Raw genomic sequence first — 20,802 nt, forward strand, 5'->3', positions numbered from 1 at the left:
GCCACTCGAATCCGAGTTTTTCCATGACCCAGACGAGCTCGTTCGGCAACATCATTCCCACGGTCGCACCACCTCCACGATGACCCTACGGTCGCACCACACCACACACCATGGGGAGAAGTCCCCATCCGCAGACCAGGCCAGACGCCGGTGCTCCCATTCTCCCCACAGGTGCGTGCGGCAGAGCAGCCCCCGCACGGGGGACTGGTCGGGCCATGCTCGATGGGATTGACTGAGCACGCTGGCCGGGGACGGGGTCGGCCTACTGCCGTGCCGCATCGTCAAGCTGCGTGCCGCCCGATGTGCCCGGAGGGGGGTTCCGTGGCCAATCTGACCGACATTCTCATCGTGCGCGGCGTCCTGCCGATCGAACACCTCGACACGCTTCGTCGCGACGAAGACGAGATGGCCGCCGTGCGCGCTCTCGTCGACAGCGGGGTTGTCACCGAACTCCAGTTCGCGTCTGCCCTCGCGGAGAAGCTCCGGTTGCCGTTCGTCGAATTGACGGAGTACGCCGTCGATCGCATGGCGATCTCGCTCGTGCCCGCCGCCGTCTGCCGTCGCTACGGGGTGCTCCCGATCGCGATCGAATCCGACCGCCTGACCCTCGCGATGGTCGACCCCGGCAACGTCTTCGCTCTCGACGACGTGCGCTCGGCGGCACGCATGAACATCACTCCCGTGGTCGCCGAACGCTGCGACCTCCTCGCCGCGATCGACCGCTTCCACCGCGCCGACGGCGAGCTGAGCGACCTCACCTCGGCGATCGAAGAGGACTCGACTCCGGCCGAGACGGAACTCTCGATGGGGGAGACCGCAGACGACGACGCCCCGATCGTGCGGTTCGTGAACCTGATCGTGAGTCAGGCGATCCAAGACCGGGCTTCAGACATCCACATCGAACCGAGCGAGCACGACCTGCGCGTGCGCTATCGCATCGACGGCGTGCTGCACGAGATGCAGCGCGCACCCAAATCGATTCAGAACGGTGTGATCTCGAGGCTCAAGATCATGAGCGACATCGACATCTCGGAGCGCCGGCGCCCCCAAGACGGTCGGATGTCGATCCGTCACGCGAGCCGCACGATCGACCTAAGGGTCGCGACCCTGCCGACGGTGTGGGGCGAGAAGATCGTCATGCGCATCCTCGACAACGCCGAGTCGGACATGAAGCTCAGCGACCTCGGTCTGCTCGACTACAACGCCGAAGCGTTCCGGAGCTCGTACACGAAGCCCTACGGCATGATCCTCGTCACGGGCCCGACAGGGTCGGGCAAGTCGACCACGCTCTACACGACGCTCCACACCGTCTCCCGCCCCGAGATCAACGTCATCACGGTCGAAGACCCGGTGGAATACCGGATGCCGGGCATCAACCAGGTGCAGGTGAACCCCAAAGCGGGGCTCACCTTCGCGAGCGCGCTGAGGTCGATCCTGCGGTCCGACCCCGACGTCGTGCTGCTCGGTGAGATCCGCGACCACGAGACCGCGCAGATCGCCATCGAGGCGTCCCTCACGGGCCACCTCGTGCTCTCGACCCTGCACACCAACGACGCCCCGAGCGCTGTGACGCGACTCACCGAGATGAACATCGAGCCGTTTCTCGTCGGCTCGGCCCTCGACTGTGTCGTCGCGCAGCGACTCGCGCGACGCTTGTGCAGTCGCTGCAAGGGTGCCTACCAGCACGATGCCGGCGAGTTGCTCAACCTCCGGGTCGGGTTCGACCCCGCGGCGCCTCCGCCCGTGCTCTACCGACCGGTCGGATGCACGCACTGCTCCAACACGGGCTACCGCGGGCGCATCGCCATCCACGAGGTCATGCTCGTGACCGAAGACATCGAGCGCCTCGCCGTCGCGAGGGCGTCGAGTGCCGAGATCGGCGCGGTCGCGCGGTCACAGGGGATGCTGACGCTCCGCGAAGACGGCTGGGCCAAGGCCAAGCTCGGGCACACATCGATCGAAGAGATTCTGAGGGTCGTGGCGTGACCACGCGGGGGGAGCACGAATGACGAATCCGATCTACGAGATTCCGGTCACCGGCGGGGGCCAGGGCGACCTGTGGGAGGTGTCGCAGCAGGCGGCGAGGGCTGCCGAGCAGTCGACGGTCGAGCGCGGTGCGCCCACGGTGCCCGCCCCCGGCTCGTTCGCCGAAGCACCGCGCGGCGCGGCGGCACCGGCGCCGGCTCCTCGGCTCGATCCCGACTACGACCGCCCGACGACACCGTCGACGATCGACCCGGGCGTCGATGCGCCCCGACGCCCCCGCGGCTCGAGTTCGACTCCCGACCCCGACCTGCTGTTCGCGCTCGAAGAGGTGCTGCGACTCAAGGCGTCGGACCTCCACGTGACGGTCAAAGCGCCGCCCATGCTCCGCGTCGACGGCGGGCTCACGCCTCTCCCCGACGCCCCGGTGTGGACCCGCGAGAAGGTCACGTCGGCTCTCCGCAGCATCCTGACCCCGGCGCAAGCGGCGACCTTTGACGAGGAGCTCGAGCTCGACTTCGCGTTCACCCTCTCGGTCAACGCGCGATTCCGCGTGAACTTCTACCAGCAGCGCGACGCGATGGGTGCCGCGTTCCGTCTCATCCCCACCGAGATCAAGCAGCTCAAAGATCTGGGTGTTCCGGATGCCGTCGCCCAGTTCGCCGAGCTGCCACGCGGGCTCGTGCTCGTGACGGGCCCGACCGGGTCGGGCAAGTCGACGACGCTCGCGGGGCTCGTCGACCTCGTCAACCGCACGCGAGCCGACCACATCATGACGGTCGAAGATCCGATCGAGTTCTTGCACCAGAACCACAAGTCGGTCGTCAACCAGCGCGAGGTCGGCAACGACACCCACAGTTTCGCGAACGCGCTCAAGCACGTGTTGCGGCAAGACCCCGACGTCATCCTCATCGGCGAGCTCCGCGACCTCGAGACCATCTCGGTGGCGCTCACAGCCGCCGAGACCGGCCACCTCGTGTTCGCGACCCTGCACACGCAATCGGCGTCGCAGACGATCGACCGCGTCATCGACGTGTTCCCTCCCCACCAGCAGGGGCAAGTGCGCACGCAGCTCTCCGCGACGCTGCAGGGGGTCATCTGCCAGACGCTCGTGAAGAAGGCGAGCGGCAAGGGCCGTGTCGTGGCGACCGAGATCATGGTGTCGACACCCGCGATCGCGAACCTCATCCGCGAGGGCAAGACCTTCCAGATCCCTTCGGCGCTTCAGGCCGGGCGCAGCATCGGCATGCAGACCATGGACAACCACCTCGCCGACCTCGTCAACTCGGGAGAGGTGACCCACGAGGCTGCGATCGAGAAGGTGAGCGACACCGCGAGTTTCGCCCAGCTCGTGAGACGGTCGCCGTCGGGCGGCGGTGCGGGCGGCGGCATGGGCGGCTCGTCGCTCGGCTCCGCAGGGTTCAACCACGACCTCGGGGCGGGCTACTGATGACGGTCACCGTCCAGTCGTTCAGCTACAAGGGTCGGGATGCGAGCGGCAAGCTCGTGAAAGGCAAAATCGATGCCGCGAGCGAGAGCGTCGTGGTCTCGCGACTGCGCACGATGGGCCTCACGCCGGTGTCGATCGACGAGGCCGGCACGGGCCTCAACCGGGAGATCTCCCTCGGCGCCTTCGAGAAGCAAGTGGGGCTCAAAGACCTCGCGGTCATGAGTCGTCAACTCGCGACGATGATGTCGGCGGGACTCTCGCTCCTGCGTGCCATCTCCATCCTCGCCGCGCAGACCGAGAACAAGACTCTCGCCAAAACCCTCGTGGCGGTGCGCGGGCAGGTGGAGGGCGGGTCGTCGCTCTCCGAGTCGCTCGGCAAACACAAGCAGGTCTTCCCGCCGCTCATGGTGCACCTCGTCAAGGCGGGGGAGACCGGCGGTTTCCTCGATCAGGCGCTCGAGTCGGTCGCCGCGACATTCGAGTCCGACGTCAAACTCCGCGCGACCATCAAGTCGGCGCTCACGTATCCCGTGGTCGTGCTCATGATGGCCGTCGTGGCGGTCATCGGCATGCTCATCTTCATCGTGCCCGTGTTCGAGCAGATGTTCGCCGACCTCGGTGGCGAGCTGCCGTTGCCGACCCAGGTTCTCGTCGTGCTCTCGAAGGCGATGGTGTGGCTCGGCCCGCTGCTCGTCGTGCTCATCGTCGCGTTCGTCTTCTGGTGGCGCAAGAACAAGAACACCGATCGGGTGCGCAGCATCGTCGACCCGTGGCGCCTCAAGATGCCCGTCTTCGGCGACCTCTTCAGCAAGGTGGCGATCGCCCGGTTCACGCGCAACTTCGCGACCATGACGGGGTCGGGTGTGCCCGTGCTGCAGTCGCTCGCGATCGTCGGCGACACGTCGGGCAACTGGGTCATCGAGAAGGCCCTGCAGAACGTCGCCGAGTCGGTGCGTTCGGGCAGGACGATCGCCGAACCGCTCGCCGAGGAGCCGATGTTCCCGTCGATGGTCACGCAGATGATCGCCGTCGGCGAGGATTCGGGCGCGCTCGAACAGATGCTGCACAAGATCGCCGACTTCTACGACGACGAGGTGCAGTCGACGACCGAGCAACTCACGGCGCTCATCGAGCCGCTCATGATCGGGGTCATCGGTGTGGTGATCGGCGGCATGATCGTGGCGCTCTACATGCCCGTGTTCTCCATCTTCGAGCAGGTCGGCTGACCCTCCCGCGCGTGTCGCCGGGGCGTACCCCTTCTGGCAACTTCTGTACCCCTCGCAATGGGGGTGCGTTTTCGGCCAAGTCCCCCCGTTCGGGTGATTCCCAGGATGGCGGCCGTAGCGAAACATGGTCTGCGGGGGTCGAAACGACACGGGGGACCTCCTCTCCACTCACTTTGGACGGACAGGAAAACACGCATCATGATCACAGCAATCCACAAGTCGATGGCAGCCAAGCGCGACGCACTCAAGAACGAAGACAAGGGATTCACCCTCATCGAGCTCCTCGTCGTCGTGCTCATCATCGGCATCCTCGCGGCCATCGCGATCCCCGCGTTCCTTGGGCAGCAGGACCAGGCGCGCGACGGAGCCGCGCGTTCAGATCTCGGTAACGCGAAGGTCGCCATGGTTTCTTATGCGACCGACAACAATGGCGAGTACCTGGCGACGAGCGACGCAGCCGCAACTTCAACCGCGCTTGCTGACTATGGCTATGTTGCTTCAGATGATTTGGATGCCGATGTCTCGGTAGCGACCGGCGGTGCCGAGTTCTGCCTCCAGGCCACTTCGGGCGCGGGTAACCCCTTCCACATCAACCACGATGGCGGCGTTGAAGAGGGCGCCTGCGGTAGCTAAGGCTCCAGCCGTCTAATGCACTTCCAGTGGGGCGCCGCGGACGCGGCGCTCCACTTCACGTTCCACCACCCGACATCCGATCCGAGGGGGCTCGATCGCATGACCAACACTGCAGCGACCGTGACTGCCGCACGAGACGATGACGGCATCGGTCTCATCGAGATCGTGGTGTCGATGTTCGTTCTCGCGATCATTGCAATCGCTTTTCTGCCGGTGCTCATCGAAGGCATCAAGCAGTCGGCGGCGACGACGACCCTCGCCGCCGCAACGCGCATTGTCGAAGATCAATTGACGGAGGCGCGCGCACAAAGTGCGAGCTGCGCCGCAATCCAAGCATTCGCCGACCAACCGGTCGCTGAGACGACCGACCCCCGCGGGGTGCAGTTGCGCGGCGCGCGGGAAGCGGGAGTGTGCCCAGAAGACCTCCCCGGGACAATCAAGTTCACGGCGAGCGTCAGCATCGATCGCGACGGCGGTACCGCGGTTCTCTCGTCGGCGTCGACTCTCATCCTCGTTGACGGAGAGTGACCGGCTCATGACCGTTCCCGTCGAGGCGACCTACGACCGTGTCCCTGAGATCCGGCCCGAGTCTGAGTCCGGGTTCACGCTCATCGAGCTCGTCGTGTATTCCGCACTTCTCCTCGTCGTGTTGACCATCGTGGGAGGGCTGTTCCTCAGTACGACGCGGACCGAGGGCACGGTGCGGTCGGTGACGGAGGCGACGCGGGCGTCGCAACTCATCGTCGACTCGATCCAGACCGGCATCCGTAATTCATCGGATTTCACGATTCGCGACATCCCGGGGTCGGACGATCAAATGCTCGTTGCGCAGACAGCGCGGAGCGGAGCCACTCTCGAATGGGTGTGCTCGGCGTGGTACTTCTCAGCGGCCGACGGCGGGAGCATTCACTTCCGCCAGCAGGACACTGCTGTCGGCATTCCGACCGTTTCGAACCTCGGAGCGTGGACTCTGTTGGTCGCGGGGGTTGCCGCACCGGAGGAGGATTCGACCTTCGAAACCGTGGGTGCGGGTTCGTTGCGCATGAGATTCGACGTAACGGCGGGGGAAAACCCGCCCGTAGAAGTCACAAGCACGGTTGCGAGCCGCGCGAGCGGACCGGGAGATCTCACATGTTCGTGACACGACTCATCCGTATCGCGCGAAGCGACGATAGGGGCTCTGCGCTCGCCGCGGTTATCGGCGTTATGGCCGTTGGGCTCGTCTTGAGCGCGCTCATCATGTCCACGGTCGTCGGCGGTCTCGGCTACACGTCCGCGACTCGAGCCGGTGTTCAATCTCAAGCCGCTGCGGAGTCCGGAATCGCGGTGGCGGCCGCGAAGCTGTCGTCAGATGCCCCCTGTGCCCGAGTGATGACTAGCGATACGGCGCCGGCGTACACCGCGACTATCAGCTACACGACGAGCTCGACCCTCGATGCTCCCGGGCTGAGTTGGGTTGGGCAGTGCCCGGCGCCGGCCGCGACGTTCGTCAAGATCGTCTCGAAGGGTGTGGCTGACGCGACTGGAGTCGCAGGCAACACTCGAGGTGACGAAAGTTCGGTCGAAGCCATATACGCCTATTCCTCAATTCCAACGGGCATACCCGCAACGGGATCGGCGGTTTACACCTATAGCTCGGGACCTCTCAATCAGGCGAAGATCCTCTCTGACGGCTCAAGGCCGGCGTCGATCAGCATCCGAAACGGGAACGTCGATTGCACCGAGGCGAGCGAAGTCCAGGGAGATGTGCGCGCACAGTCCGGCAGTGTTTCCATTCAGACACCTTGCCGAGTCAACGGGAGCGTCGTCGCTGGAGGCGTCGTCAACATCTACGGCAAAATCGGGGGAAGTGTATCAAGCGCCTCCACTGGCAAGTCGTTGATCAGCCCGGATGCCCGGATCGGCGGCGCTGTTGCGCTCAGGGGATCTCTCGACGCATGGTCTCCACGCTGTGCATCGCCCAACACCTGGGACAACGCGGGTAATGCGTGCGCGGCCCGACAATCGTCGGGGGCGACGTCGGTCAGCACAATGATGACCGGATCCGCGGCGCCCGTCGCCCCGCTCGTCCCGGACTGGATCGACTTCGGATTCGTCCTGAGTCAATGGACTGATGCCGGGTACACCGTCGTCACGTGGCCCAACAACTCAGACCATTGCACGATTGACAATCGGACCAAGAACATGGCCCACGCGACGGCGCTGAGTAGCTACACGAAACCCACTGTCATCGATGCTCGCAACTGCTCCAAGCTCACTCTGTCCTCGTCCGCCGCTCTGACTCTGCAGCTGAAAACTGATGTCACTTTCGTGTCCAGGGCCTTTAACATCGAGAATTTCACGGCGAGGTCTTCTGACGGCGTTCATCGCGAATTGCGCTTCGTTGTTCCAGACACGGCTGTCAATGGCATCCCGACCTGCGTGAGCGGTGGCGTCGACATCAACAGTTACGTGCGCATCGAGGCACCCGTTGCTGCCCTCATATACACCCCGTGCGAAATCAAGAACTCCACCGTCAACTGGCGGGGGCAGCTGTTTGGTGGGAATGTGCAGTTCAACAGCAACTCAGGCCTGGTTTACACCCCGATCGGTTTGCCCGGGGTCGACCTTGGAGGCGCGGTGCCCGGGGCGCCGTCGCCGAGCGTTTCTGTGCTGGGAGAGCTCTACTCGATGCGAGATGTATCCCCATGAGCACTCGAGTTGTGTCGCTCGCGAAGTCGACCGGAAGGTACACAGAATGACCGCGAACGTCGTCGGCATCGACATCGGAGCGACGAGCGTGCGCGCCGTCGAAGTGAAGAAGGCCGGAAAAGCGAAGCCGACGATTGTGCGACAGCACGAGATGCCGCTCCCCGAGGGGTCGGTGAGGCGCGGCGAGGTGATCGAGGCATCCGCCGTCACCGAGTCGATCAAGCGACTCTGGTCGACGGGCAAATTCTCGAGCAAGAACGTCGTGATCGGCATGGGTGGGCCGCGTGTTCTCAGTCGCGACCTGCAGATGCCCCGCACCCCGCTCGCGCAGATCCGCGAGGCGCTGCCCTTCCACGTGCAAGACATGCTGCCCGTGCCCGTCGAAGAGACGCTGCTCGACTTCTACCCCATCTCCGAGGCGCAGGACGAGAACGGACCCGTTGTGAAGGGCCTGCTCGTCGCTGCGATCAAAGAGGCGGTCACCTCCAACATCTCCGCGGTCACGGGAGCGGGGCTCACCCCCGTCGGAGTCGACCTCATCCCGTTCGCGCTCGCCCGCAGTCTCGCACCCGCGACCGTGTCCGGCCTCTCCGCGGCCGTGAGCATCGGCGCCAACACGACCAACGTCATCATCGTGCTCGACGGCGTGCCGCAGTTCGTGCGAATCATCGCCGCAGGAAGCGACGACACGACACGGGCGCTCGCGAGTCGACTCGAGATCAGCGCCCCGGAAGCCGAAGCGATCAAACGCGAGATGGGCCTCGGCGCCGGCGTGGTGCCGCCCGAGCGCCGACTCGCTCTCGAGATCGTCTACGAGACGGTCGGAGAACTGCTCACGAGCATCCGCAACACGCTCACCTTCTATACGAACACCAAACCCGGCAACCCCCTGCAGCGCATCCTGCTGTCGGGCGGAGGTGCGCAGATGCTCGGTCTCGGCGACGCGCTCACCGAGCTCGCCTCGGTGCCGGTCGAGCGTCCCGACGCGCTCGCCGGTGCACGCACCGACCGCGGTGCGGCGAACAGCGGAGACGGCATGCTCACGGCATACAGCCTGGCCGCGGGGGGAACAGCATGAGCAAGAAGACGAACACCGCCCTCGTGCTCGGGGGAGTGCCGCGCGCAGACCTCCTCCCTCCCGAAGTGCACGCTCGCGCGAAGTCACGGCGCACGAGGCAGATGCTCGCGATCGCCGTCGTCTCGGCGCTCGCCGCGGTCGGGGGAACCTATGCCGCCGCGACCCTGCGAACGGCTTCGGCCCAGATGGAGCTCGCCGCAGAACAGGAGCGCACCGCCCAGCTGCTCGCCGAGCAACTGCTCTACGCCGACGCGACGACGATCGCGGGACTCGTGTCGACCGTGAGCGACGCTCGCACCCTGGCCGTCTCGACCGAGGTGCTGTGGGGAGACGTCACCGACCAGATCGTGAGCTACCTGCCCGACGGCGTGACGCTGTCGTCAGGAACCCTCACCTCGAGAGCGCCGTGGGAGGCAGAACTCGTGCCCGCCGGCCCGCTGCGCTACGCGCACGTCGCCCGAATGAGCATCGTCTTCGAAAGCGCCTCGGTCATCGACGTCACCGACCTCGTGAGGCGGATGTCGGCGCTCACCGGCTTCACCGACGCGACCCCCGACATCCTCACCTACGCCGACGGTGTCTACTCGACGACCATCGCCGTGACCGTCGACGCCGACGCCCTGTCTGGCCGCTTCGGCGCGGATTCCGAAGGCGGGGAGCCCGACGATGCCACGTCTGACGGCGCGGATTCCGAAGGCGGGGAGCCCGACGATGCCACGTCTGACGGCGCGGATGCACCTGTCGAGGGCGCTGTCGAGCCCGCGGCCGAAAGCGAGGACGGCGAATGACCGAACGCATTTGGCTCATCGGCGCGTCACTTCTCATCGTTGCGATCGTCGCACTCGGGTGGCTGCTCGGAATCTCGCCCCAGGTCACGGCCGCGGATGATGCGAGGGCCGAGAAAGAGGGGGTCGAGCAGCAGAACGCTGCTCAAGAGATCGCGCTCATCCAGCTGCGCGACCAGTTCGAGAACATGGACGTGCTCGAAGATCAGCTCTCCGAACTCGAATCGCAGATCCCGCCTCGTCAAGACTTCGATGTGTTCCTCGACGACATCGTGGGCCTCGCGAGTGACGCAGGCGTGGCGCTGACGGGCTTCACGGCCTCCGAAGCGCTCGCCTACGCGAGCGAAGCAGAGGGGGACGCCGCGCCCGCGGACCCCACGGTGGCCGCGACCGGCACGTTCACGATCCCCATCACCATCAGCCTCGAAGGCTCCCCGCAGCAGATCCTCGACTTCACCGCCGCCGTGCAGGAGTCGACGCGGCTCACCCTCGTGACGAACGTCACGTTCTCGAGCGGGGACGGGGCGGCAGGCACCGTCACCGGACACCTCTTCGTTGTGCGTGGTTCGGCGGGCGCGACGGCGATCGACGAGGACGTCGCCAGCGAAACCCCGGCCGACGCCGCGCCCGCCGACTGACGACCCGTGCTCGCCGCATACCTCCTCGTCGTCATCGGGCTCCTCGGGCTCGCGATCGGCTCCTTCCTCAACGTCGTCATCTGGCGTGTTCCCCGCGGCGAATCGCTCAGCCGCCCGCCGAGCGCGTGCCCCCGGTGCGGTCACCGCATCCGCTGGCACGACAACATCCCGGTTCTCGGATGGGTGCTGTTGCGTGGCCGGTGTCGCGACTGCGGCGAACCGATCTCGGTGCGTTACCCGGTCGTCGAGGCGGCCACAGGTGTGCTCTTCGTTCTCGTGGCCCTGCGGTTCGGGCTCGAGACGCCCGGTGTTCTCGCTCTCCCCGCCTACCTCTACTTCGCGGCCGTCTCGGTGGCGCTCGCGCTCATCGACCTCGACACCCGTCGCCTGCCCAACGTCATCGTGCTGCCGTCGTGGGTCGTGGGTGTCGTGCTGCTGGGCGGCGCGAGTGCGCTCGCGGGGGAGTGGGATGCCCTCATCCGCTCCCTCATCGGCGCGGCGGCGCTCTTCGTCTTCTACCTCGTTCTCGCGCTCGCCGTGCCTCGAGGCATGGGTCTCGGCGACGTCAAACTCGCGTTCGTCATCGGCCTCCACCTCGCGTGGATCGGGTGGGACGCCCTCGCGGTCGGGGCCTTCGGCGCCTTCCTCCTCGGCGGCCTCTTCTCGCTCGGGCTCCTCGCGAGCGGGCGCGCCGGCCGCAAGTCGGGAATCCCGTTCGGCCCCTGGATGATCCTGGGAGCGTTCCTCGGAATCTTCTTCGGCAGACCGCTCGCATCCGGATATCTCGCTCTCGTCGGACTCGCCTAGCGCAGCCACGGCCCAAACGGGTGCCCGTTGCTAGGGTGAAGTCGGCGACGGACCAGCCGCCGAGACTTTTCCTGAGGAGTGCCCCCGTGAGTGAATTCGACGACAAGCGCCCCGAAGACGGCCCACCCCCGCTCGTGCCGCCGCCCGTGCGGTCGAACGACAGCACCGCGACCACCAACGACACGACGTCGACCAACGCCACCCCCGCGAGCAGCGACACGCCGCTCTTCGTCGAGCCGGGAGACACCCCGGCGCCTGCCACAGATGACGCCCCCGCACGCGACACGACCGCAGACGACAGCGCCGCGCAGGATGCCGCGGCGACCGATGCGGCCGCACACGACAGTGCCGTCAACCAGACCGCCGCGAACGAGGCCGCGGTGACCGAGACGGCCGCCTACGACACCACGGCATACGACGAGTCGGCGACGACCGCGGCCACGGCATCCGCCCCCGAGGCCACGCCGGTCTCTGAGGCCACGCCGGTGTCTGCGGCGACGCCACCGCCCGTCGCCGTGCCCGTCGCGGCCAGCGCGCCCGCACCGGTCGCGCGCGATCAGCAGCCCGACTACTCCGCTCAGCCCGCCGCTGCGCAGCAGCCGAACCCCTACGCTCAGCAGCAGCAGCAGCAGCCGCCGCAGCGCTCGTTCACCCCACCGCCCGTCGAGCCAAAGAAGAAGGGCAACCGTGGCCTCGGTTCGCTCATTGCGGTGCTCTCGGTCGTGATCTTCGCGGCCATCTACGTGGCTGTCACGATGCTCATCGTCGCCGTGACCGCACCGCAGCAGTCGGTCACCGAGGCGCTCACGCTCTTCCTCGTCGAGCCTCTGTTCTACGTTCCCGTTCTCTTCTTCGTGGTCGGGTTCGTCATCGTCGTTCTCCTCGTCAACCGCGCGAGCTGGTGGGCTTTCGTGCTCGGCAGCCTCTTCGTCGGCGCCCTCGTCTACTTCGGCACCATCGGGGTTCAGCTGCTGCTCGACAACGTGCTCGAAGACACTCCGGCGCAGGCATCCGCTCGGTTCGTCGGCTACGCCGTCAACCCCTATGTGATCGCCGCGGGGCTCGTCGCTCGCGAGGTCTCGATGTGGATCGGTGCGGCCATCAGCTCGCGCGGACGCCGCGTCAAGGCCAAGAACATCGAGGCGCGCAACGAATACGAGCGTGCCGCCGCCCAGCACCGGGCGGAGTATGAGCGCGGCTACGCCTCCGCCTGACGACCGTCGGCCGGGCGGCCCGGAATCCCCGATCCCCGCCCGCCCGATCCTCACCGTCATGGCGGTCGTGCTCACCGCCGCACTCCTCGTGTTCGTCTACGGCTTCGAGAGTCTGATCTTCGATCGCGACGTGATCACCCAGGCGGATGCGGGCACGCTCACCGGGCCACTCATGTTCGTCGCGGTGCTCGCCGTCGTGGCACGCGCCGTCGGCGCACCGCGCGCACAGTCGATCCGAACCCGCGCGATCGGCGCGGGAGTCGCGGCCGTGCTCATCGGACCCGCCGTCGGAGCGATCGTCTACTCGCTCGTGCGCACCCAGATCGCCGTCATTCCGGTGTTCTTCGCCAACTACGTCGTGAGTCCATTCGTGCTGTCGTCGGGTGTCGTCGCCGGCCTCGTCGTCCTCGTCGCGGGCCACCTCGACGCCCGTCGCTGACGAGGCTCGAGACACCGCCGACATTTGACCGTCCCGAGTCGACGGGCTACAGTTGTCCGAGGTGTGTTCTGTCGTGCGCCCGCACCGTCGAAAGACGGAGAAGCGCACGGGATCCACTGATCGATGTTGGGCCCGCTGCTCCACGAGGAGCAGGAGCCCCCACGGCATACCCACCATTCACGCCGCTCGACCCTCTCGCGAGAGAAGGTGCCGAGAGCGAGGTGGGTCCATCTGAACTCGACTCACCCGGTGACGGGCACGGTCGAATGCAAGCAACACCTGTCACCGTGCAGTCATCACAAGGAGTAATCAGTGCCAACTATTCAGCAGTTGGTCCGGAAGGGCCGCAGCCCCAAGGTCGTCAAGACCAAGGCGCCCGCCCTCAAGGCCAACCCCCAGCAGCGCGGCGTGTGCACCCGCGTCTACACGACCACCCCGAAGAAGCCGAACTCGGCTCTGCGCAAGGTCGCCCGAGTCAAGCTCAGCAACGGCACCGAGGTCACCGCCTACATCCCCGGTGAGGGCCACAACCTCCAGGAGCACTCGATGGTGCTCGTGCGTGGCGGTCGAGTCAAAGACCTCCCCGGTGTGCGCTACAAGATCGTGCGCGGCGCGCTCGACACCCAAGCAGTCAAAAACCGCAAGCAGGCTCGCAGCCGCTACGGAGCGAAAATGGACAAGAAGTAATGCCTCGTAAAGGACCAGCACCGAAGCGTCCCGTCATCGCGGACCCGGTCTACGGAGCCCCCATCGTCAGCCAGCTCGTCAACAAGATCCTTCTTGACGGCAAGAAAGGCCTCGCCGAGAAGATCGTCTACGACGCTCTCGCCGGAGTCTCCTCGAAGAACGGTGCGGATGCCGTCGTCACGCTCAAGAAGGCGCTCGACAACGTCCGTCCGACCATCGAGGTCAAGAGCCGCCGCGTCGGTGGCTCGACCTATCAGGTGCCCGTCGAGGTCAAGCCGCACCGCGCGAACACTCTCGCGCTTCGCTGGTTGACCACGTACGCGAAGGGTCGTCGTGAGAAGACGATGACCGAGCGCCTCACCAACGAGATCCTCGACGCGTCCAACGGCCTCGGTGCCGCGGTCAAGCGTCGTGAAGACACTCACAAGATGGCCGAATCCAACAAGGCCTTCGCGCACTACCGCTGGTAACTATCGCGCTCACCGCGTCGGTCGGCTTCGAGGTGACTCGGGCCGACCGGCGCGGAAGTGTGGCAGTCCAGACATCCAGATCCACAACTTTTCGGAGGAACTCCGTGGCACAAGACGTGCTCACCGACCTGAACAAGGTCCGCAACATCGGCATCATGGCTCACATCGATGCCGGTAAGACCACAACCACCGAGCGAATCCTGTTCTACACGGGTATCACTCACAAGATCGGTGAAGTCCACGACGGCGCAGCCACGATGGACTGGATGGCGCAAGAGCAAGAGCGCGGCATCACCATCACGTCCGCCGCCACGACCTGTTTCTGGAACAAGAACCAGATCAACATCATCGACACCCCCGGCCACGTCGACTTCACGGTCGAGGTCGAGCGCTCGCTTCGCGTGCTCGACGGTGCGGTCGCCGTGTTCGACGGCAAGGAGGGCGTCGAGCCCCAGTCCGAGACCGTCTGGCGCCAGGCCGACAAGTACGACGTTCCCCGCATCTGTTTCGTCAACAAGATGGACAAGCTCGGAGCCGACTTCTACTACACGGTCGACACGATCGTGAAGCGCCTCGGCGCGAAGCCCCTCGTCATCCAGCTTCCGATCGGATACGAGAGCTCGTTCGAGGGCATCGTCGACCTCGTCGAGATGCGCGCCCTCACGTGGCGCGGCGACTCGAAGGGTGACGTCGCGCTCGGCGCGAAGTACGAGATCGAGGAGATCCCCGCCGACCTCGTCGAGAAGGCCAACGAGTACCGCGCGCAGCTCATTGAGGTCGTCGCCGAAACCGATGACGCGCTCCTCGAGCGCTTCATGGAGGGTGACACCGACTTCACGGTCGCCGAGATCAAAGCTGCGATCCGCAAGCTCACCATCTCGAGCCAGATCTACCCCGTGCTCTGCGGTTCGGCGTTCAAGAACCGCGGCGTGCAGCCGATGCTCGACGCCGTCGTGGACTACCTTCCGACCCCGCTCGACGTGCCCGCTGTCGAAGGACACGACGTGCGCGACGAGACTGTCGTCATCGAACGTCACCCCGACCCGAAAGACCCGTTCGCGGCTCTCGCGTTCAAGGTCGCGGTTCACCCGTTCTTCGGTCGCCTCACCTACATCCGCGTCTACTCCGGCACCATCGAGAGCGGATCGGGCGTGATGAACTCCACGAAGGGCAAGAAGGAGCGCATCGGCAAGATCTTCCAGATGCACGCCAACAAGGAGAACCCGGTCGAGAGCGTCACCGCCGGTCACATCTACGCGGTCATCGGCCTCAAAGACACGACCACGGGAGACACCCTCTCCGACTCGTCGGCTCAGGTCGTTCTCGAGTCGATGACGTTCCCCGAGCCCGTCATCGAGGTCGCGATCGAGCCGAAGACGAAAGCCGACCAGGAGAAGCTGGGTGTCGCCATCCAGAAGCTCGCTGAAGAGGACCCCACGTTCCGCACCGAGCAGAACCAGGACACCGGTCAGACGGTCATCAAGGGAATGGGCGAGCTCCACCTCGACATCCTCGTCGACCGCATGAAGCGCGAGTTCAACGTCGAGGCCAACGTCGGTAAGCCCCAGGTGGCCTACCGCGAGACGATCCGCCGCATCGTTGCGAAGCACGACTACACGCACAAGAAGCAGACCGGTGGTTCGGGTCAGTTCGCGAAGGTCCAGATCTCGCTCGAGCCTCTCGAGGTCACGGCAGACACGATCTACGAGTTCGACAACAAGGTCACCGGTGGCCGCATCCCTCGCGAGTACATCCCGTCGGTCGACGCCGGAATCCAAGACGCCCTCCAGGTCGGTATCCTCGCCGGATACCCCATGGTCGGTGTCAAGGCGATCCTGCTCGATGGTGCTGCGCACGACGTCGACTCCTCGGAGATGGCGTTCAAGATCGCTGGTTCGATGGCGTTCAAGGAAGCGGCCCGCAAGGCCGATCCCGTGCTCCTCGAGCCGCTCATGGCCGTCGAGGTTCGCACGCCCGAGGAATACATGGGCGACGTCATCGGCGACCTGAACTCGCGTCGTGGACAGATCCAGTCGATGGAGGATGCCACGGGCGTCAAGGTCGTCAAGGCCAACGTCCCGCTGTCGGAGATGTTCGGCTACGTCGGAGACCTCCGGTCGAAGACCTCTGGTCGCGCCGTCTACTCGATGAGCTTCGACAGCTACTCGGAGGTGCCGCGCGCGGTCGCCGACGAGATCGTGCAGAAGAACAAGGGCGAATAGCTTCGCTATTCGCGGTCTAAGCTCCGGTGCTTGCACCGGCGCGAAGATCGGCTGCGAGCGGCACGCGGTATGCGAGCCGCTCGCAGGCCGCCGGACAGACGATCCGGTAGCCCCCAATTCAAACTAAAAACGCACTTCTAGTAACATGAACATCACCCCAAAATCCCCGTAAGACGAGCGATCGAAATCCTTCGGTCGTGTGCTCTTACAACGAAGTCCTGAGGAGGACCCATTGGCGAAGGCAAAGTTCGAGCGGACTAAGCCGCACGTCAACATCGGCACCATTGGTCACGTCGACCACGGTAAGACCACGTTGACCGCGGCTATCACCAAGGTGCTGCATGACAAGTACCCCAATCTCAACACTGCTTCGGCGTTCGATCAGATCGACAACTCGCCCGAAGAGAAGCAGCGTGGAATCACGATCAACATCTCGCACGTCGAGTACCAGACGGAGAAGCGTCACTACGCTCACGTCGACGCCCCCGGCCACGCGGACTACATCAAGAACATGATCACGGGTGCTGCGCAGATGGACGGCGCGATCCTCGTGGTTGCGGCGACCGACGGCCCTATGCCCCAGACGCGTGAGCACGTGCTGCTCGCTCGCCAGGTCGGCGTGCCCTACATCGTCGTTGCTCTCAACAAGACCGACATGGTCGACGACGAGGAGATCCTCGAGCTCGTCGAGATCGAGGTTCGCGAGCTGCTCTCGAGCCAGGACTTCGATGGCGACAACGCCCCCGTCGTTCAGGTTTCGGCGCTCAAGGCCCTCGAGGGTGACGCCAAGTGGGCGGACACCGTCGCCGACCTCATGGACAAGGTCGACGAGTTCGTTCCCGAGCCCGTCCGCGAGACCGAGAAGCCCTTCCTCATGCCCGTCGAGGACGTCTTCACGATCACCGGTCGTGGAACCGTCATCACCGGTCGTGTCGAGCGTGGAATCCTCCACCCGAACGACGAGGTCGAGATCGTCGGAATCAAGGAGAAGTCGTCGAAGACGACCGTCACCGCGATCGAGATGTTCCGCAAGACCCTCGACGACGCCCGCGCCGGAGAGAACGTCGGTCTCCTGCTCCGTGGAACGAAGCGTGAAGACGTCGAGCGCGGTCAGGTCGTCGTCAAGCCCGGTTCGGTCACGCCGCACACCGAGTTCGAGGCGAACGCCTACATCCTCTCGAAGGATGAGGGTGGCCGTCACAACCCGTTCTACGCGAACTACCGTCCGCAGTTCTACTTCCGCACCACGGACGTCACGGGTGTCATCACGCTGCCCGAGGGCACCGAGATGGTCATGCCCGGTGACACCACCGAGATGACGGTCAACTTGATCCAGCCGATCGCCATGGAGGAGGGCCTCCGCTTCGCTATCCGCGAGGGTGGCCGCACCGTCGGTGCTGGCACGGTCGTCAAGATCCTCAAGTAGTACCTGCTCCACCGCTAGCGGGGTCGGCTCTTCGGAGCCGGCCCCGCTTTCGTTTTGCCGTGAGATCCGCTCGTGTCGCGTCGTCGGGCTCCCGCGTGTGGTGCGATAGGGCAATGCCTCGTCTCCGCCGCAGTGATTCGTCGGGCGCCGGTCTCAAGAGGGTCCGTTCCGGTCGCGGGTTCTCCTACCGCGACGCCGACGGCCGCGCCATCCGTGATCCCGATCTGCGGGCCCGCATCGAGCACCTCGCGATCCCCCCGGCCTGGACGGATGTCTGGATCGCCCCCTACCCGAACGGGCACGTGCAGGCGACGGGCGTCGACGCGGCGGGGCGCCGCCAGTACATCTACCACCCGACGTGGCGCGAACAGAAGGACCGCATCAAGTTCGATCGCGCGTTGCGTCTCGCCGAGTCGCTCCCGACCGCGCGGCGGCGGGTCACGATCGACCTGCGGAGCGAGGGGGCGACGCACACGCGAGCTTTGGCCACGGCGTTCCGCATGCTCGACACGGGCTCGTTGCGCATCGGCTCGGAGCGTTACGCGGAGTCGAACGGCAGCCACGGTCTGTCGACGCTGCTGTGCTCACACGCGACTGTGCGGGGCTCCACCGTCGCCCTCAAGTTCCCCGCGAAGAGCGGGCAGGAGTGGGAGAGCGAGATCAGCGACGCGGATCTCGCGACGTCGGTGCGTTCGTTGAAGCGCCGGGGGCCCACGGCCCGTCTGCTGAGTTATCGCGACGAACGCGGGTGGCACCCCCTGCAGCCTGAGGACATCAACACCTACGTTCGGGAGCAGACCGGGGGAGAGTTCACGGCGAAGGACTTCCGCACCCTGCACGGCACGATCGCCGCGGCGGTGAGTCTCGCGAAGCACGGGCCGGAGGAGAAGAAGTCGGCGCGGTCTCGCGCGCTCGCGCAGGCGATGCGCGACGCGGCCGAGGTGCTCGGCAATACCCCGTCGATCGCGAAGACGAGCTATGTCGACCCTCGGGTCGTCGACCACTACCAGCACGGCCGGACCATCTCCCGCGACCGCCTCCACGCCGCCGAGTCGGAGCTGCGCGCCCTGCTCTACGCCTGACCCGCGCCGCCCGCCGCCCCCGCGCTGCCAGCCCTGCCTGCTTGCCCGCCCGCCCGCCCGCCCCAGAACACGCAGTTTCCGCGAGGGTACGTCGGATCCGACATACCCTCGCGGAAACTGCGTACAGTGGCGGCGGCTCGGGCGCGAAAGCCCGTCCTCCCCGGGGGCGCGGCTTCATCATCCACCCACCGACTCGTGAGGGCACGCCCCTGCGATTCAGGGCTGCCCGACAGTGGCCGGATGTCCGCAGACTCCGTCCCCCGCCTCATCACCTCCGCGGCTGCCCGACGCTCGGGCGTCGCGAACGATCCTCTCGAGCGGGCCTCGGAGCGTGGCGAACTCACGCGCGTGCGGCAGGGGGCGTATGCCGAGACTGTCGACTGGCTCGCTGCGCGACCTGAGGAGAGGCATTACGCTCTCGTCGTCGCCGCTCAGGCCGCCGCGAAGCGTCCGATGGTCTTCTCGCACGAGTCCGCAGCGGGACTCCTCGGCATTCCGGTGCTCGGTGCGTTGCCTTCGCGTCCGCACGCGACATCCGATTTCCTTCGCCCCCGTCGGACCACGAACGCCGTGATCTGGCACACAGGCGACCTCGCGGGAGACGTGGTCGAGACGGAGGGTTTTCTCTGCACGTCGCCGCTGCGCACCCTGATCGATGTCTTCGGGAGCCGGGACTTCGCGAGTGGCGTCGTGTCGCTCGACCACGTGCTGGCACGAGCCGAGATCTACGGTGTTCGTCGCCGCGACCTCCTCGAGAGGTTGAGCCACGTCGGTCCGTTCCGCAATTCGACCCGCGCGGCGCGAGTCGTCGAGTTCGCGACGGGGCTCTCGGAGTCGCCGTTCGAGTCGCTCAGCATGGTGCGCTTCTGGGAGGGCGGGTTTCCGCTGCCGGCGCAGCAGGCCAGGTTCGAGGTCGACGGGGCGGTCTACTTCGCGGACTTCTTTTTCGAGCACGAGGATGTGGTCGGCGAATCCGATGGCCGAGGCAAGTACCGCGATCCGGTGTTCCTGCGCGGGCGGACGCCGGAGGAGGCTCTCGCACAGGAGAAGGAGCGGGAGGATGCCATCCGCTCGTGCGTGCGAGGCTTCGTTCGCTGGGGATGGGACGACGCGATGCAGGCACAGCCGCTCTTCCGCAAGCTCGAGCGGGCGGGCATCCGTGCCTCGCGTGCCCGTCTCGCCACAAAACCCCACCCGAGAGTACGCAGTTTCCGCGAGCGGTAGTCCGATCCGGCGTACGCTCGCGGAAACTGCGTACTCTCGGGGGCGGGATGCACGGCGCACGCCCCCGCGCGGCCTCCGGAACGCGACACGCCCAACGTGACACGCCCGGGTTGCAGCCTGTGTCGGGGTGTGGCAAACTCGTCTAGTTCAACATTCCGGGCCATGCGTCTGGATCACTGCCAGGCAGTGCATAGATCTGAGGCCACGGGCCCGGGTCTAGGCCGCGGGTAGCAGAACTGCAGAAATCCGATCAGAACCCACGCTATCGGCGTGCGCACCATCGGGTATGTCGAACTACGCGACACGCCCGAGTGCGGGGGTCGGACGACGCGACAGGCTTTTGACAGAAAAACAGTGGTGCGACAGCAGAAGTGCTCGAGCAGCGTGTGTGTCCGACAGGACGCGCAAAGGGAACAAAGAGAGTGAGTCACACATGGCGGGACAGAAGATCCGCATTCGACTTAAGTCGTATGACCACGAGGTCATTGACAGCTCGGCGCGCAAGATCGTCGACACGGTGACCCGTGCCGGCGCGACCGTCGTCGGACCGGTGCCCCTTCCTACGGAGAAGAACGTGGTCGTCGTGATCCGCTCTCCTCACAAGTACAAGGACAGCCGCGAGCACTTCGAGAAGCGCACTCACAAGCGCCTGATCGACATCATTGACCCGACGCCGAAGGCGGTCGACTCGCTCATGCGCCTCGACCTCCCCGCCGACGTCAACATCGAGATCAAGCTCTAACGGGA

General features: G+C 65.7%; 20 protein-coding genes. All 20 read left to right on the forward strand.

Features of this window, described 5'->3' with window-relative positions:
• Nucleotides 1-321 precede the first annotated feature (321 nt).
• The 20 genes from ACLHIH_RS13105 (at nt 322) to rpsJ (ending at nt 20,797) form a co-directional block, all read left to right on the forward strand.
• Nucleotides 322-1,986: a GspE/PulE family protein gene (locus ACLHIH_RS13105; protein ID WP_411317293.1), complete on the forward strand. Its 1,665-nt coding sequence runs from the start codon at nt 322-324 to the stop codon at nt 1,984-1,986.
• Between the two features lie 19 nt (nt 1,987-2,005).
• Nucleotides 2,006-3,433: a type IV pilus twitching motility protein PilT gene (locus ACLHIH_RS13110; protein WP_411317294.1), complete on the forward strand. Its 1,428-nt coding sequence runs from the start codon at nt 2,006-2,008 to the stop codon at nt 3,431-3,433.
• On the forward strand, nt 3,433-4,659 hold the full coding sequence (locus ACLHIH_RS13115) for a type II secretion system F family protein (RefSeq protein ID WP_411317295.1): 1,227 nt from the start codon (nt 3,433-3,435) through the stop codon (nt 4,657-4,659). Before ACLHIH_RS13110 ends, ACLHIH_RS13115 begins: the two co-directional genes overlap by 1 nt.
• Nucleotides 4,660-4,857: 198 nt before the next feature.
• Nucleotides 4,858-5,292 (forward strand): type IV pilin protein, encoded by a 435-nt coding sequence (locus tag ACLHIH_RS13120; protein WP_411317296.1) that lies wholly within the window; start codon nt 4,858-4,860, stop codon nt 5,290-5,292.
• Nucleotides 5,293-5,307: 15 nt separating this feature from the next.
• Complete coding sequence (locus tag ACLHIH_RS13125; protein WP_411317297.1) at nt 5,308-5,820, forward strand: hypothetical protein; 513 nt, start codon at nt 5,308-5,310, stop codon at nt 5,818-5,820.
• A 7-nt stretch (nt 5,821-5,827) separates the two neighbouring features.
• On the forward strand, nt 5,828-6,433 hold the full coding sequence (locus ACLHIH_RS13130; protein WP_411317298.1) for a PilW family protein: 606 nt from the start codon (nt 5,828-5,830) through the stop codon (nt 6,431-6,433).
• Between the two features lie 83 nt (nt 6,434-6,516).
• Nucleotides 6,517-7,983, forward strand: a complete 1,467-nt coding sequence (locus tag ACLHIH_RS13135) for a hypothetical protein (protein WP_411317299.1) — start codon at nt 6,517-6,519, stop codon at nt 7,981-7,983.
• Nucleotides 7,984-8,029: 46 nt separating this feature from the next.
• The gene (pilM, locus tag ACLHIH_RS13140) at nt 8,030-9,061 is read left to right on the forward strand and encodes a type IV pilus assembly protein PilM (protein WP_411317300.1); all 1,032 of its coding nucleotides are present in this window, start codon (nt 8,030-8,032) and stop codon (nt 9,059-9,061) included.
• Nucleotides 9,058-9,849, forward strand: coding sequence for a hypothetical protein (locus ACLHIH_RS13145; RefSeq protein WP_411317301.1), 792 nt, complete (start codon nt 9,058-9,060; stop codon nt 9,847-9,849). Before pilM ends, ACLHIH_RS13145 begins: the two co-directional genes overlap by 4 nt.
• Entirely contained in the window at nt 9,846-10,484 is a 639-nt protein-coding gene (locus ACLHIH_RS13150; protein ID WP_411317302.1) for a type 4a pilus biogenesis protein PilO, read from the forward strand. Before ACLHIH_RS13145 ends, ACLHIH_RS13150 begins: the two co-directional genes overlap by 4 nt.
• A gap of 6 nt (nt 10,485-10,490) precedes the next feature.
• Nucleotides 10,491-11,291 carry a prepilin peptidase gene (locus ACLHIH_RS13155; RefSeq protein ID WP_411317303.1) on the forward strand — a complete coding sequence of 267 codons (801 nt, stop codon included), beginning with the start codon at nt 10,491-10,493 and terminating at the stop codon, nt 11,289-11,291.
• Between the two features lie 86 nt (nt 11,292-11,377).
• Nucleotides 11,378-12,505 carry a hypothetical protein gene (locus ACLHIH_RS13160; RefSeq protein ID WP_411317304.1) on the forward strand — a complete coding sequence of 376 codons (1,128 nt, stop codon included), beginning with the start codon at nt 11,378-11,380 and terminating at the stop codon, nt 12,503-12,505.
• On the forward strand, nt 12,480-12,944 hold the full coding sequence (locus tag ACLHIH_RS13165; RefSeq protein WP_411317305.1) for a DUF6121 family protein: 465 nt from the start codon (nt 12,480-12,482) through the stop codon (nt 12,942-12,944). Before ACLHIH_RS13160 ends, ACLHIH_RS13165 begins: the two co-directional genes overlap by 26 nt.
• A gap of 312 nt (nt 12,945-13,256) precedes the next feature.
• Nucleotides 13,257-13,631 carry a 30S ribosomal protein S12 gene (gene rpsL / locus ACLHIH_RS13170; RefSeq protein ID WP_325517316.1) on the forward strand — a complete coding sequence of 125 codons (375 nt, stop codon included), beginning with the start codon at nt 13,257-13,259 and terminating at the stop codon, nt 13,629-13,631.
• Nucleotides 13,631-14,101 carry a 30S ribosomal protein S7 gene (gene rpsG / locus ACLHIH_RS13175; protein WP_411317306.1) on the forward strand — a complete coding sequence of 157 codons (471 nt, stop codon included), beginning with the start codon at nt 13,631-13,633 and terminating at the stop codon, nt 14,099-14,101. The genes rpsL and rpsG overlap by 1 nt, the downstream gene beginning before the upstream one ends.
• Before the next feature lie 104 nt (nt 14,102-14,205).
• Nucleotides 14,206-16,323, forward strand: a complete 2,118-nt coding sequence (gene fusA, locus ACLHIH_RS13180; RefSeq protein WP_411317307.1) for an elongation factor G — start codon at nt 14,206-14,208, stop codon at nt 16,321-16,323.
• 232 nt (nt 16,324-16,555) lie between these two features.
• Nucleotides 16,556-17,749: an elongation factor Tu gene (tuf, locus tag ACLHIH_RS13185; RefSeq protein WP_411317308.1), complete on the forward strand. Its 1,194-nt coding sequence runs from the start codon at nt 16,556-16,558 to the stop codon at nt 17,747-17,749.
• A 113-nt stretch (nt 17,750-17,862) separates the two neighbouring features.
• Nucleotides 17,863-18,831 carry a DNA topoisomerase IB gene (locus tag ACLHIH_RS13190; RefSeq protein WP_411317309.1) on the forward strand — a complete coding sequence of 323 codons (969 nt, stop codon included), beginning with the start codon at nt 17,863-17,865 and terminating at the stop codon, nt 18,829-18,831.
• Between the two features lie 240 nt (nt 18,832-19,071).
• A complete protein-coding gene (locus ACLHIH_RS13195; RefSeq protein WP_411317310.1) occupies nt 19,072-20,055 on the forward strand; it encodes a hypothetical protein in 984 nt (327 codons plus the stop codon).
• A 433-nt stretch (nt 20,056-20,488) separates the two neighbouring features.
• On the forward strand, nt 20,489-20,797 hold the full coding sequence (gene rpsJ, locus ACLHIH_RS13200) for a 30S ribosomal protein S10 (protein WP_021010896.1): 309 nt from the start codon (nt 20,489-20,491) through the stop codon (nt 20,795-20,797).
• Nucleotides 20,798-20,802 lie beyond the last annotated feature (5 nt).

It is taken from the genome of Marisediminicola sp. LYQ134 (assembly GCF_046599635.1).
Classification (GTDB): domain Bacteria; phylum Actinomycetota; class Actinomycetes; order Actinomycetales; family Microbacteriaceae; genus Marisediminicola.

Bases quoted from the DNA above. Each gene is read 5' to 3' on its own strand.
- ACLHIH_RS13110 (WP_411317294.1), top strand. From the start codon at position 2,006: ATGACGAATCCGATCTACGAGATTCCGGTCACCGGCGGGGGCCAGGGC.
- ACLHIH_RS13115 (WP_411317295.1), top strand. From the start codon at position 3,433: ATGACGGTCACCGTCCAGTCGTTCAGCTACAAGGGTCGGGATGCGAGC.
- ACLHIH_RS13120 (WP_411317296.1), top strand. From the start codon at position 4,858: ATGATCACAGCAATCCACAAGTCGATGGCAGCCAAGCGCGACGCACTC.
- ACLHIH_RS13125 (WP_411317297.1), top strand. From the start codon at position 5,308: ATGCACTTCCAGTGGGGCGCCGCGGACGCGGCGCTCCACTTCACGTTC.
- ACLHIH_RS13130 (WP_411317298.1), top strand. From the start codon at position 5,828: ATGACCGTTCCCGTCGAGGCGACCTACGACCGTGTCCCTGAGATCCGG.
- pilM (WP_411317300.1), top strand. From the start codon at position 8,030: ATGACCGCGAACGTCGTCGGCATCGACATCGGAGCGACGAGCGTGCGC.
- ACLHIH_RS13145 (WP_411317301.1), top strand. From the start codon at position 9,058: ATGAGCAAGAAGACGAACACCGCCCTCGTGCTCGGGGGAGTGCCGCGC.
- ACLHIH_RS13150 (WP_411317302.1), top strand. From the start codon at position 9,846: ATGACCGAACGCATTTGGCTCATCGGCGCGTCACTTCTCATCGTTGCG.
- ACLHIH_RS13165 (WP_411317305.1), top strand. From the start codon at position 12,480: ATGAGCGCGGCTACGCCTCCGCCTGACGACCGTCGGCCGGGCGGCCCG.
- rpsG (WP_411317306.1), top strand. From the start codon at position 13,631: ATGCCTCGTAAAGGACCAGCACCGAAGCGTCCCGTCATCGCGGACCCG.
- ACLHIH_RS13190 (WP_411317309.1), top strand. From the start codon at position 17,863: ATGCCTCGTCTCCGCCGCAGTGATTCGTCGGGCGCCGGTCTCAAGAGG.
- ACLHIH_RS13195 (WP_411317310.1), top strand. From the start codon at position 19,072: ATGTCCGCAGACTCCGTCCCCCGCCTCATCACCTCCGCGGCTGCCCGA.
- rpsJ (WP_021010896.1), top strand. From the start codon at position 20,489: ATGGCGGGACAGAAGATCCGCATTCGACTTAAGTCGTATGACCACGAG.